This is a genomic window from Streptomyces sp. HUAS TT11, from assembly GCF_051553595.1.
Lineage (GTDB): Bacteria > Actinomycetota > Actinomycetes > Streptomycetales > Streptomycetaceae > Streptomyces.
Genome location: NZ_CP196184.1, coordinates 2,365,137 through 2,377,260, shown reverse-complemented (window position 1 = coordinate 2,377,260; position 12,124 = coordinate 2,365,137). Strand labels below are relative to the sequence as shown.

The following is a 12,124-nucleotide window of genomic DNA, read 5'->3' as shown; positions in this document are numbered from 1 at the left end:
CCTTCCGCTCACATCGTCAAGGAGACCGAGAGATGCTGGACATCGCCGAAGAACTGCACCGGTGGGTCGAGCAGGGGCGCGACTTCGCCGTCGCCACGGTGGTGGCGGTCGGCGGCAGCGGTCCTCGCGGGCCCGGCGCCGCCCTCGCGGTGGACGTCGGCGGCACGGCGATCGGCTCGGTCTCCGGCGGCTGTGTGGAGGGTGCGGTCTACGACCTGTGCCTGCAGGCGCTGGAGGACGGCGAGGTGGTCCTGGAGCGTTTCGGGTACAGCGACGAGGACGCCTTCGCCGTCGGTCTGACCTGTGGCGGGGTCATCGACATCCTCGTCACGCCGGTGCGGGCGGCCGATGCCGCCCGCCCGGTGCTCGCCGCCGCGCTGGCCGCCGCCGCCCGCGGCGAGGCCGCGGCGGTCGCACGGATCGTGCGCGGTCCGGCGGACCTGCTCGGCCGGGCACTGCTGGTAGGCCCGGGCGGCGGGTACGAGGGAGGATTCGGCGTCCGTCCGGAACTGGACCGCACGGTGGCGGCCGAGGCGGGCGCGTTCCTGGAGGTGGGCCGGACCGGCACCCTGGAGATCGGGGAACAGGGCTCGCGCTGCGGTGCACCGCTCACGGTCCTGGTGGAGTCCTCCGTTCCCCCGCCGCGGATGATCGTGTTCGGCGCGGTCGACTTCGCCTCCGCGCTCGTCCGTGTCGGCGTGTTCCTGGGCTACCGCGTCACGGTGTGCGACGCGCGCCCCGTCTTCGCCACCCGGACCCGCTTCCCCGAGGCCGACGAGATCGTCGTCGAGTGGCCGCACCGGTATCTGGAGCGCACGCGCGTCGACGGCCGCACCGTCCTGTGCGTGCTGACGCACGACGCCAAGTTCGACGTGCCGTTGCTGCGGCTGGCGCTCGGCCTCCCGGTCGCCTACGTCGGCGCGATGGGCTCGCGCCGTACCCATCGGGACCGCACCGCGCGCCTGCGCGACGTCGGTGTCACCGACCTGGAGCTGGCCCGCCTGCGCTCACCGATCGGACTCGACCTCGGCGCCCGCACACCGGAGGAGACCGCCCTGTCCATCGCCGCGGAGATCGTCGCGGCCCGGCACGGCGGCAGCGGCGTCTCCCTCACCGGCGCCCACACCCCGATCCACCGCGACACGACGCCCGTCTCCCCGGGGCGGATCGTGTCACTGGCCTGATGGGGGCTCAGAGGGGTCTGCGGGCGAGGAGGTAGGCCTGCGGGGTGCTCTCCCGAAGGCCGTCGGCCGCCCGCACGAGCCGGGCGACCTCCTCGAAACCGGCCCGCCCCAGCAGCTCGGAGATCCGCTCCGGCGGACGGCGGTAGACGTCCAGGGCGAGCTCGTGCCCGTAGGCGTGGTCGAGGTGCACACACTCGTCGCCGACCTTGAAGGCCATGAGGAGATGGCCGCCGGGAGCGAGCACCCGATGGAACTCCGCGAAGATCACGGGCAGTTCCTCGGGCGGGGTGTGCACGGTGGAGTACCAGGCGAGAGCACCGGCCAGTACGCCGTCCCTCAGGTCGAGGCCGGTCATCGACCCGACCTCGAAGCGGAGGGCGGGGTAGGCCTGCCGGGCGACGGCCACCATCCGCGGTGACAGATCGATCCCGAAGGCGTCGAGCCCCAGCTTCTCCAGATAGGTCGTGATCCGCCCGGGACCGCATCCGAGGTCTCCGACGAGCCCGCCTCCGCCGTCCAGCACCCGCTCCGCGAACACCCCCAACATGGCGCGGTCGAAGGGCATGCTCGCCAGCTCGTCCCGGAGCAACCTGTCGTAGTCCTCGGCCACCCTGTCGTACGAGGCCCGGGTCGTCAGATGGTGCACGGTCTCCGTCATGCTGGTGGACTGTAGAGGTCGCCACCGACACCGGGGCCCGGATCCCGGGCGAGCAACCCGTCCACCGCACGTCCGAACATCCTTCGTCCCGCCCACCCGAGCAGCCCGTCGAAGAGCGCGGGCAACAGGCGGACGGCCAGGTCCTCCCGCCATACCACCCGCGAGCCCTCCGTGCCCAAGGGGTGCACCTCGATCTCCGCCCAGCCGGTGACGAGCCTTCCTTGCTTGACCAGGCGGCACAGTGTCGGCGGCTGCCACCGGGCCACCCGCATCGGATCGTCGAAGGTGAGGGGACCGAGACCGGTGCGGGCCACGAAGACCGTGCCCTCGGCCGTGGGCGGCGGGGTGAGCACCGAGACCCGGGTCAGCGGCACCACGGTCCCGTGGCGCGGCCAGTCCGTGAGACGGCGCCAGGCCTGGTCGACGGTGAGCCGGGTGACGCGTTCGACGAGGATGAGGACCACCGGGGGATCGTAGGCGGGGCCCCGCGTTTCCTCCGTCAGGCACGCACAGATGGACAGCGCGTGAATTCACGGCAGGAGGGGTGACAGGGGGCGTGCCGTCGCTAGCATGCGCCGCATCGGGTGGGCAACGCGCCTGCCCGCAGGGGGAGTTGATCACCATGCCGCTGAAGACCTACGGCGTACTGATCGGGCGCGCCGTGGACACCCGCCGCGAGGGCGCGGTCGACACGCCGCACTACCAGATCCATCTGACGGACGGCCAGGGCACCCACTACCGCGCGTCCGTCAACGTGCGGTCCCAGGAGAAGCCCTCGGATCTGCGCTACCTCGTCAGCGAGGACTTCCGCCATCCGGTCACCGCCCGGCTGGAGGGACTCACCGGCGGCTGGAACACCCTGCCGTCCGGCCCGGGCGGTCCCAACCTCGACTTCGTCCGCGGCAACCTCTTCGACCCGGCGCGCATGCGCCTGCTCCCGCCGGATGTGTCCGGCCCGGACAACGACCTCGCGGACCTCCTCGACCACTATGTGCGCCGCGCGGTGGACGACGCCTCCGCCCGGCTGTACGTCTTCGGCGAGCGCTGGGGCCCCGAGAAGAACGTCCGCGACAAGGTCTTCGGCTTCCTGCCCGGGAACGGCGTCCACGACATCCATATGAACCAGGGCAACAGCGCGCGGTTCGCCAAGGACGACGGCGTCTGGCAGGACGGCGGCCTCCTGCTGCACTTCCCCGCGCAGTCCCGGTGTGTGGCGGTCTTCCTCGCCTTCCAGAGCCAGACGTGGCACACCGACGACGTCACCGGGCATGCCCTGGTCCCGGACGGGACACTCCCCGCACCGGGTGGCGGCGCCGTGCGGATCGTGGCCGCCCTGGTCAACCCACGGGGCCAGGGGGCGGAGGCGGAGACCGTGACCCTCATCAACGTCTCGCCGGACCCCGTCGACCTGGCGGGCTGGCGCCTGGTGGACCGTCTCGGCCATGCCTGCACGATCCCTCCGGGCACTCTGGGGGCCGGCGCCTGCCTGGCTTTGCCCGTGACGGACGGCGCCCGACTCGGCAACCGCGGTGGCGAGATCACTCTGCTGGACGCCGGCGGCCTGAAGGTGCACGGCGTCTCCTACACCGCGGAGCAGGCGGCGCGGGAGGGCTGGTCGGTCGTGTTCTGAGGCGCCCGGTGCGCGCATCGGGAGGTCAGGGCCGGTACACGGTGCCCGGCTCCGCCTTCCCGGGGGCGAGCAGCTGGGGCACCGTCACGAAGACGTACCCGCGTTCCTTGAGCGCGTCGATGATCCCGGGCACGGCGGGCACGGTGCCCGGGTAGATGTCGTGGAGCAGGATGATCCCGTCCCGTCCCGCCTGGTCCAGGACCCGCTTGCGGATCAGGTCGGAGTCGTCGGTCAGATAGTCCTTGGCGGTCACGCTCCACAGCACCTCGGCGAGCCCCTGCTCACGGCTGATGCGGTTCACGGTGTCGTTCGTACGCCCCTGGGGCGGGCGCATCAGCGTGGGCCGGTGGCCGGTGAGCTCCTCTATCGCGTCGCTCGGCCTGCGCAGTTCCTCGCGTATCAGCTGCGGCGGGATCTTGGTCAGTATCTTGTGGTCCCAGGTGTGGCTGGCGACCTCATGGCCCTCCGCGGCCATCCGCCGGACCAGGTCCGGGTACTTCTCGATGTGCCCCTTGCCGAGCAGGAAGAAGGTCGCCGGGACCTTCTTCTCCTTGAGGATGTCGAGCAGCCGCGCCGAGTTCTCGCTCGGCCCCGCGTCGAAGGTCAGTGCGATGCACTTGGCCTCGCGGCAGTCGACGGTGCCGAACCGGGCGGGCGCGCCCGCCCCGATGTGTGCCCGGACGGCCGACGGCGCCGTGGTGCGCAGCGTGCTGCATCCCGAAAGCGTGACAACCATCACGAAGAGGGCGGCCACAGCGGACAACCGGCCCGCACGTCTGTTCATCTTCCCTGGTGAGAGCATGCGGCGACTATACATGCAGAGTATACACGACATGTATAGTCGCCCGGGTCTGCGCCGGATCCGGACGACTGCCCGGTGGGGAAGGACCGGCCGCGGGCCACGTTCCCCGCACACGGCGACGGTCCCGGCAGGAGACCCTGCCGGGACCGTGGGGCGAGCCGGGGCCCGTCCGGCCGGCGTGGACCGGCCGGACGGGACGTCGGATCAGATCAGACCAGGTCGAACCGGTCCAGGTCCATCACCTTGGTCCAGGCGGCGACGAAGTCCTTCGCGAACTTCTCGCGGGCGTCGTCGCTCGCGTAGACCTCCGCCAGCGCGCGCAGCTCGGAGTTCGATCCGAAGACCAGGTCGGCACGGGTGCCGGTCCACTTGACCTCGCCCGTGGCCGCGTCGCGTCCCTCGAACGTGGTCTGGTCCTCGGACGTCGACTTCCACGTCGTGCCCAGGTCGAGCAGGTTGACGAAGAAGTCGTTCGTCAGGACACCGGGGGTCTCGGTGAGCACACCGAGCGAGGACTGCTGGTGGTTCGCGCCGAGGACGCGCAGACCGCCGACGAGGACCGTCATCTCCGGGGCGCTCAGGGTCAGCAGGTTCGCACGGTCGAGCAGCAGGTACTCGGCCGGCAGGCGGTTGCCCTTGCCGAGGTAGTTGCGGAACCCGTCGGAGGTGGGCTCGAGCGCCACGAAGGACTCCACGTCCGTGTGCTCGTCGGTCGCGTCGACACGGCCAGGGGTGAAGCGCACCTCGATGTCGTAGCCGGCGTCCTTGGCGGCCTTCTCCACGGCCGCGGAGCCGCCGAGCACGATCAGGTCGGCCAGGGAGACCTTCTTGGCACCGGAGTTGAACTCCTCCTGGACGCCCTCGAGGACACGCAGGACCGAGGCGAGCTGGTCGGGGCCGTTGGCCTCCCAGCCGCGCTGCGGCTCGAGCCGGATGCGCGCGCCGTTGGCGCCGCCGCGCTTGTCGCTGCCGCGGAACGTCGAGGCCGACGCCCATGCGGTGGCCACGAGCTGCGAGACGGTCAGACCCGAGTCGAGCAGCTTGGCCTTGAGGACCGCGACGTCCCCGGCGTCGATGGCCTCGCCCTCGGCCTCGGGCAGCGGGTCCTGCCACAGCAGGGTCTCCTCCGGGACCTCCGGGCCGAGGTACTGCGACTTCGGGCCCATGTCGCGGTGGGTGAGCTTGTACCAGGCCCGGGCGAACGCGTCCGCGAACTCCGCCGGGTTCTCGTAGAAGCGGCGGGAGATCTGCTCGTAGATCGGGTCGAAGCGCAGCGACAGGTCGGTGGTCAGCATCGCCGGGGCGATCTTCTTCGACGGGTCGTGGGCGGCGGGCACCGTGCCCTCGCCCGCGCCGTCCTTCGGCTTCCACTGCTTGGCGCCGGCCGGGGACTCGGTCAGCTCCCACTCGTAGCCGAAGAGGTTCTCGAAGAAGTCGTTGCTCCACCGGGTCGGCGTGGTGGTCCAGGTGACCTCGAGGCCGGACGTGATGGCGTCCGCGCCCTTGCCGGTGCCGAAGGTGTTCCGCCAGCCCAGGCCCTGCTCCTCCATGGAGGCGGCCTCGGGGTCGGGGCCGACGTGGTCCGCCGGGCCGGCGCCGTGCGTCTTGCCGAAGGAGTGGCCGCCCGCGATCAGGGCGACCGTCTCCTCGTCGTTCATCGCCATCCGGCGGAACGTCTCGCGGATGTCGCGCGCCGCGGCGATCGGGTCCGGGTTGCCGTTCGGGCCCTCCGGGTTGACGTAGATGAGGCCCATCTGGACGGCGCCGAGGGGGTTCTCCAGCTCACGGTCGCCGGTGTAGCGCTCGTCGCCGAGCCAGGTGGTCTCGGGACCCCAGTAGACGTCCTCCTCCGACTCCCAGACGTCCGCACGGCCGCCGCCGAAGCCGAAGGTCTCGAAGCCCATCGACTCCAGCGCCACGTTGCCGGTGAGGATCATGAGGTCGGCCCAGGACAGGCTCTTGCCGTACTTCTTCTTCACCGGCCACAGCAGGCGGCGGGCCTTGTCGAGGTTGCCGTTGTCGGGCCAGCTGTTGAGCGGCGCGAACCGCTGCTGACCGGCGCCCGCGCCGCCGCGGCCGTCGCTGATGCGGTACGTGCCGGCGCTGTGCCACGCCATGCGGATCATGAAGGGGCCGTAGTGGCCGAAGTCGGCGGGCCACCAGTCCTGCGATGTGGTCAGCACCTCGGCGATGTCCTGCTTCACGGCCGCGAGGTCGAGGCTCTTGAACGCCTCGGCGTAGTCGAAGTCCTCGCCGAGGGGGTTGGCCACGGCGGGGTTCTTGGCAAGGATCTTCAGATTGAGCCGCTCCGGCCACCACTGGCGGTTTCCGCCACCCTGCGTCGGGTGCGCGGCGCGCCCGTGCGCGACCGGGCAGCCGCCGGCGCCCTCGGTCTTGGGATCGGTGACGATTGCCTCATGGTTCTCGGACATGGGAATCCTTCCGGACTCGGTGGATCACGGTGCTCACGAACTGCGGGCGATGGAACAGTCGGGGCACAGGCCCCAGTAGATGACCTCGGCCTCGTCGACCGAGAAGCCGTGGTCGTCGGACGCGGTCAGGCAAGGGGCCTCACCGACCGCACAGGCGACGTCGGCGACGGCACCGCACGAGCGGCACACGATGTGGTGGTGGTTGTCCCCGACGCGTCCCTCGAACCGGGCCGGACTGCCGGCCGGTTCGATGCGGCGTATGAGCCCCACCCCGGTGAGTGCGTGGAGGGCCTCGTACACGGCTTGGACGGAGATGTGGCCCACGCGATCGCGGACTGCGGAGGCGATCGCCTCGACGCCGAGGTGGTCACCCTCCCGGACGGTCTCGAGCAGTGCGACGCGGGCGGCCGTCACCCGCAGGCCGGCACCGCGGAGCTCCTCGGCGGTGTTCGGGGTCTGGGATGCGGTCACGGCGCTGAACCTACCGCTCCAAACACGAGGGATTCAAGAAAACGAATGACCCAAGTTTGGTGGCAGGGCCGGCGGCTTTTGTCATGCGTCGTTCACTCGTCGGGATTTTGTGGTGATCTGCGGGCTCGCGGCCGCGTCGAGCGGGGCCCGGTACGGGCCGGCCGGGTGAGGGGCCCGGGGCTCTTCCGGCGTTCGCCGGCGGTCTTCGTCCGTGTCACCGGTGCGCCGCGGTGGCGCCGGGGGGCGGTCACCGCGACGCACCGGTGGTGCGTCAGCCCTCGATGCGGTGCGTGGTCCAGAACGAGGTCAGGTCCGTGGTCGTGGCGGCCTGGGCGGCCGCCTTGAACTCGGCCGTGGTCGAGACGCCGTACCAGTGAGCGGTGGCGTAGTCCTTCAGCAGCTTGGCCATGGCGGTGTCGCCGAGGACGCGCCGCAGATCGTGCAGCGCGCACTTGCCGTAGCCGTAGACGACGGTCGAGTACCGGGAGGAGTGGGCGTCCCAGTAGGCCATCGAGTTGGTGATCTTCTCCCCCGACGAGGCCCAGGAGACGCTGTTCCAGCAGTTGGCGCCCGTCTTGTTCAGCGCCAGGTCGGTGGCGTAGTCGGTGAACGCCTCGTCGAGCCAGGGGCTGTTGTACTCGTCGTCGCCCACGATCCCGTACCACCACTGATGGCCGATCTCATGGGTGAGCGCCGTGGTGCTGACCAGATCGAGGACGAAGCCCGGGTACTCCATGCCCCCGAACCAGAAGTTGTTGTCGATCACCGCGTCCAACTCGCCGTACGGGTAGGCGCCGAAGCGTGCGGCGTGCGCGTCCACGGCGGACTTCGCGGTGGTGAGCATCGACTGCGCGCTGGAGGAGCTGATCCCGGAGACGGAGTAGACGTTGACCGGGACGCCGGCGCTCGAGGAGCCGGAGATCTTGGTGAAGGGGCCGGCGGCCCAGGCGAAGTCACGGACCTTCGAGGCGGTGGCGGTGGTGATCGTTCGGCCGCCGGTGCCCGGGGTGCCGGTCGATGTGCCGGTGGCGGGAACCAGCAGGCTGCTCGGGTGGTCCAGGGTCACCTTGAAGTCCGCGGCCAGAGAGTAGAACGACTCGCCGTTGTTCGTGTACGGGTCCAGGTGCCACCCCGTGCCGTCCTTGACCGCGAGGACGGGCAGGGCGTTGCCGACGAAGCTGAACGCCCCGTCGTGGCCGAACCGGTCGGCGCCGCTGGGGACGGTGATGCCCAGGTCGAAGCCGATCGTGGCGCTCTGCCCCTGGCCCAGCGGCGCAGGCAGGTCGACCCGCAGGGCGGTGCAGCCGACCGACAGGGGGCCCGCGGTGCCGCCCGTGACGTTGCGGACGGTGATCGGCGGGGCGGAGCAGGTGCCGTGGTAGTTGTCCCAGAGCCTCAGATACACCTCGGTGAGCGCGGCGGAGGAGGCGTTGGTGAAGGTCGCGCTCTCGTGGCCGGTCCAGACGGTGCCGCTCGAGTCGCTGCTCAGACTGACGGTGTACGAGGGGGCGGCGGGGGTGCGCGGGGAGTCAGCCGGCGGGGTCGTACCGCCGTCCGAGGTGTCGAGGGCGACGTCGTCGAGGACGAAGCTCGTCTGGAGGCTGGAGTCCTCGGAGCCGGTGAAGGCGACGGACACGGTCTGGCCGGCGAACGCCGAGACGTCGAACGACTTCTGCACGTACCCGGTGTTCCTGTCGAGGTTCGAGTACGTCGCCAGTGTTGTGCTGCCGATCTTCGCCGTCAGCTTGTCGTAGGCGACGGACGACGTCGTCTCGGCGGTGTCGATGTGCAGCCAGAACGTGAGGCGGGCGCTGCCGCATCCGGCCGGGATCGCGACGGACTGGGAGAGGCTGTCGGTCCGGGTCCGGCCGGTACCGTCCAGCCAGGCGAAGCCGGTTCCACCGTGGGCGCTCTGACCGGCACGGTTGGTGATCACCGTGGTCGGGGACTGGGTCCAGGGCGATGTGCCGCTCTCGAAGCCGCTGTCGGCGACCACCTGGGCCGGGGAGCAGGCGGCGGGCGCCGCCGCGGATGCCGCGGATGCCGCGGACGCCGAGGTGACGGGGAGCGACAGTGCGGCCATCGTGGCGGCGGCGAGCGCGCTTGCGGCGAGGGCCTTGTGGGGGGTTGGTCTCACACGAAACTCCTTTGCGGCGGCCGGGGTTCCGGCCTGCTCGGTGGCCGACGGCCGGCGGGGTGCGCCGGAGGTCGGCCGCGGGTCTGCGCGTACCGGGTCTGCGTGATCGCTGGGGAGAGACGTCCGCCGTGTCCGCCCTGCGGGCAGGCCGGCGGCTGCCGAAAGCGTGACAGGTTTGACAAGAACATGCCACCACTCGGGACCTTCGGGCGCCCGGGGGCACGCCTGCCGCGGTCTAGAGCCAGTCCCGTCGTTTGAAGATCACGTACAGGGTGGTGCAGACGATCGCCATCAAGCCGATCGCGAAGGGGTATCCGAACCCCCAATGCAGTTCAGGCATATGGGAGAAGTTCATGCCGTAGATCGTGCCGACGAGGGTGGGGGCGAAGAGGATCGCGGCCCAGCTGGAGATCTTCTTGATCTCCTCGTTCTGCTCGAAGCCCGCCTCCGCCAGTGCCCGCATCTCCGCGTTCTGCTGCTGGGTGACGAGCGTGGCGTTCACCGTCAGGATGTCGGCCAGCGCCTGGCGGAATCCGTCGACGCGCTCGCTGGTGTGCGTGACGTGGTCGGCCACGTCCCGCAGATAGCGCTGGAGTTCCTCGTCCGTGCCGTACTTCGCGAAGCCGGCCATCAGGGCGTGCAGCATGCCCACCAGAGGGCGCGTGGCGCGCTGGAACTCCACCATCTCCCGGGAGAGTTCGTAGATGCGGCGGGAAACCTCCGGGTCACCGCGGAAGACCTCGGTCTCGATCTCGTCGATGTCGATCTGAACGCCCTCCACCACGGGGGCGTATCCGTCGACCACCGCGTCGAGGATCGCGTAGAGCACCGCCTCCGGTCCCAGCCCGAGGAGTTCCGGCGACTCCTCCATGCGCTTGCGGACGGCCGACAGGTCCGGCGCCGCGCCGTGCCGTACCGTGACGACGAAGTCCGGGCCGACGAACACGTGGAGCTCGCCGAAGTCGACCTCCTCCGGGGCGTCCAGATAGCGGGCGGCGCGCAGTACGACGAAGAGCGTCTCGCCGTACCGCTCCAGCTTCGGCCGCTGGTGCGCCTCCATCGCGTCCTCCACCGCGAGCGGGTGCAGGTCGAACTCGTCGGCCAGGGAGAGCAGTTCGGACTCGGTGGGGCGGGCGAGACCGATCCACGCCATGCCGTCCCGCTCGTCCAGCAGTTCGCGGAAGGTGTCGGCGAGGGTGGCGGGTGAGGAGATGCGGACGCCGTCCCGGTACAGGGCCGCCTGCACGATGCTGCCCGTGTCCGCCGGTTCCTCGGGGGCCGGCGCCGAGGCGGGGGGCACGGAACCCGCGGGCGGGGCCGCCGCCTGGGTCAGGGCGCGGCGCCAGACGGACTTCCTGCCGTTCTTCGGGGCCGGACGGGCACGACGCTCGGACATCGCGGCAGCCTCCCGTGTCGAACGTACGTCTGTGTGATCACGGAGCAGGATATACGGGGGACAGGGGCCCATCTCCGTGGAGAACCGGGCCGGAGGCCGTGTCGGACGCCCGGCGGGCGTACGGATCCCACGTCGCGGTCACCGGTCCACGTCTGTCCCGAGAACGCCTGAGCACACCTGGATTCGGTGCACTGTTGTCATGCGGAGGGGTCCACGTTCCACACCTCCGGCAGGGCGGTGTCGCAGAAGACGCAGACGAAATGGTCCTCGCGCACGATGTTGTGCTCCCGGCAGCCGGGACAGCGCCGGAACACCACCTCGTGGGTGAAGCCGGACGGGTGCTCGAGGCCCACCTGATCCAGGGCTCGGGCGACCGCCGGCCAGGAACCGGTGTCCGGGCAGTACCCGGTCGAATGGTTGCTGACGTGGTCGACCACCCAGCGGCCCGCGTCGCGGCCGAAGGCGATCTCGCCGGCACTCAGCACGGGCCCGCCGCCTGCACACGCCACATGCTCGCTCCGCCGTGGTGCCAGCCGCAGCACCCCGTCGGTGCCCACCACGAAGGTGAACGGCTCGGCCGGATCGGCCGCCGATCGCTCCGCGACCCACGCGTCGAAGTCGGCCGCCGAGCCGATCCGCCGGCCGGTGCCGCCGGGTTGGAGCCCGGTCCTCAGGTCGACCGGTCCCACATACCGATAGCTCCGCCGCGGAACGCTCACATGGGCCAACTTAGAGCACGTCCGAGGGCCGACCGAGGTCCGTCGGGTGACGCGGGTGGCCGCCCACCGGCACACTTCCGTCCATGGATCGTTCCGAGGTGCTGCTCATCGGCGGGCGGGCCGGGGTCGGCAAGACGACGGTGGGGTGGGAGGTTTCGGCGCTGCTGCGCGCCGCGGCCGTTGCCCATGCGGTCATCGACGGTGACTTCATGGGGCAGGTGCACCCGGCGCCGGAGGGGGACCCGGATCGCTCCGAGGTCACCGAAAGCAATCTGAGGGCCGTGTGGGCGAACTTCGCGCAACGCGGTTACCGCCGCCTGATCTGTACGAACACCTCATGCGTATTGCCCGAGGCGACGGGGATGTTCGAGCGCTCCATGGGGACCGGGGCGAGGATCGTACGGGTGCTGCTCACCGGCTCCGACACCACGGCTCGCGCGCGACTGGAGGGCCGGGAGCTCGGTTCGAACTGGCGAAGGAACTGCAGGGCAGCCGCCGCAAGGCACGTCTCCTGGACGAGCGGGTGCCTGCCGAGGTGCCCCGCGTGGTGACGGACGGCCGGTCCGTGGTGGACATCGCCCGGGATGTTCTCGCCACCACAGGCTGGAGCGGGTCCCGTTCGGACGGCCGGGGGCCGTGAGCGGGCCGGGCGCGAGAATCCGGTGGGAGTCGCGGACAGTGGCTGTCCGCAAGCG

The 12,124-nt window shown here is 70.8% G+C and carries 10 protein-coding genes and 1 pseudogene; 3 read left to right on the top strand and 8 right to left on the bottom strand.

Annotation, left to right across the window (positions count from 1 at the left end):
• Positions 1-32: 32 nt before the first annotated feature.
• The gene (locus tag ACSHXN_RS10735) at positions 33-1,184 is read left to right on the top strand and encodes an XdhC family protein (RefSeq protein WP_356110577.1); all 1,152 of its coding nucleotides are present in this window, start codon (positions 33-35) and stop codon (positions 1,182-1,184) included.
• A 7-nt stretch (positions 1,185-1,191) separates the two neighbouring features.
• Here the strand turns inward: ACSHXN_RS10735 and ACSHXN_RS10730 are convergent, their stop codons facing one another.
• On the bottom strand, positions 1,192-1,842 hold the full coding sequence (locus tag ACSHXN_RS10730; RefSeq protein ID WP_355135984.1) for a class I SAM-dependent methyltransferase: 651 nt from the start codon (positions 1,840-1,842) through the stop codon (positions 1,192-1,194).
• The gene (locus ACSHXN_RS10725) at positions 1,839-2,306 is read right to left on the bottom strand and encodes an SRPBCC family protein (protein ID WP_438302995.1); all 468 of its coding nucleotides are present in this window, start codon (positions 2,304-2,306) and stop codon (positions 1,839-1,841) included. The genes ACSHXN_RS10730 and ACSHXN_RS10725 overlap by 4 nt, the downstream gene beginning before the upstream one ends.
• Positions 2,307-2,464: 158 nt before the next feature.
• Here ACSHXN_RS10725 and ACSHXN_RS10720 point away from each other — a divergent pair, with 158 nt between their 5' ends.
• Positions 2,465-3,472, top strand: coding sequence for a DUF2278 family protein (locus tag ACSHXN_RS10720; protein WP_438302994.1), 1,008 nt, complete (start codon positions 2,465-2,467; stop codon positions 3,470-3,472).
• Positions 3,473-3,497: 25 nt separating this feature from the next.
• Here the strand turns inward: ACSHXN_RS10720 and ACSHXN_RS10715 are convergent, their stop codons facing one another.
• From ACSHXN_RS10715 to ACSHXN_RS10690, 6 genes are all read right to left on the bottom strand, one after another.
• On the bottom strand, positions 3,498-4,274 hold the full coding sequence (locus ACSHXN_RS10715) for a polysaccharide deacetylase family protein (RefSeq protein WP_438302993.1): 777 nt from the start codon (positions 4,272-4,274) through the stop codon (positions 3,498-3,500).
• A 209-nt stretch (positions 4,275-4,483) separates the two neighbouring features.
• On the bottom strand, positions 4,484-6,706 hold the full coding sequence (gene katG / locus ACSHXN_RS10710; RefSeq protein ID WP_355135990.1) for a catalase/peroxidase HPI: 2,223 nt from the start codon (positions 6,704-6,706) through the stop codon (positions 4,484-4,486).
• A 33-nt stretch (positions 6,707-6,739) separates the two neighbouring features.
• Complete coding sequence (locus ACSHXN_RS10705; protein WP_355135992.1) at positions 6,740-7,177, bottom strand: Fur family transcriptional regulator; 438 nt, start codon at positions 7,175-7,177, stop codon at positions 6,740-6,742.
• A 271-nt stretch (positions 7,178-7,448) separates the two neighbouring features.
• Complete coding sequence (locus ACSHXN_RS10700) at positions 7,449-9,314, bottom strand: M1 family aminopeptidase (RefSeq protein WP_438302992.1); 1,866 nt, start codon at positions 9,312-9,314, stop codon at positions 7,449-7,451.
• A 235-nt stretch (positions 9,315-9,549) separates the two neighbouring features.
• Complete coding sequence (locus ACSHXN_RS10695) at positions 9,550-10,710, bottom strand: magnesium and cobalt transport protein CorA (RefSeq protein WP_356110584.1); 1,161 nt, start codon at positions 10,708-10,710, stop codon at positions 9,550-9,552.
• Positions 10,711-10,907: 197 nt separating this feature from the next.
• Positions 10,908-11,429: a hypothetical protein gene (locus tag ACSHXN_RS10690; RefSeq protein ID WP_356110585.1), complete on the bottom strand. Its 522-nt coding sequence runs from the start codon at positions 11,427-11,429 to the stop codon at positions 10,908-10,910.
• A gap of 83 nt (positions 11,430-11,512) precedes the next feature.
• On the opposite strand from ACSHXN_RS10690, the pseudogene ACSHXN_RS10685 reads away from it, so the two are divergent.
• Positions 11,513-12,069 (top strand): annotated as a pseudogene (locus tag ACSHXN_RS10685) (hypothetical protein).
• Positions 12,070-12,124: the final 55 nt, after the last annotated feature.

What these genes read in the sequence shown, in the direction of transcription:
- ACSHXN_RS10735 (WP_356110577.1), top strand. Translation starts at nt 33, where the DNA reads ATGCTGGACATCGCCGAAGAACTGCACCGGTGGGTCGAGCAGGGGCGC.
- ACSHXN_RS10730 (WP_355135984.1), bottom strand. Translation starts at nt 1,842, where the DNA reads ATGACGGAGACCGTGCACCATCTGACGACCCGGGCCTCGTACGACAGG.
- ACSHXN_RS10720 (WP_438302994.1), top strand. Translation starts at nt 2,465, where the DNA reads ATGCCGCTGAAGACCTACGGCGTACTGATCGGGCGCGCCGTGGACACC.
- ACSHXN_RS10715 (WP_438302993.1), bottom strand. Translation starts at nt 4,274, where the DNA reads ATGCTCTCACCAGGGAAGATGAACAGACGTGCGGGCCGGTTGTCCGCT.
- katG (WP_355135990.1), bottom strand. Translation starts at nt 6,706, where the DNA reads ATGTCCGAGAACCATGAGGCAATCGTCACCGATCCCAAGACCGAGGGC.
- ACSHXN_RS10695 (WP_356110584.1), bottom strand. Translation starts at nt 10,710, where the DNA reads ATGTCCGAGCGTCGTGCCCGTCCGGCCCCGAAGAACGGCAGGAAGTCC.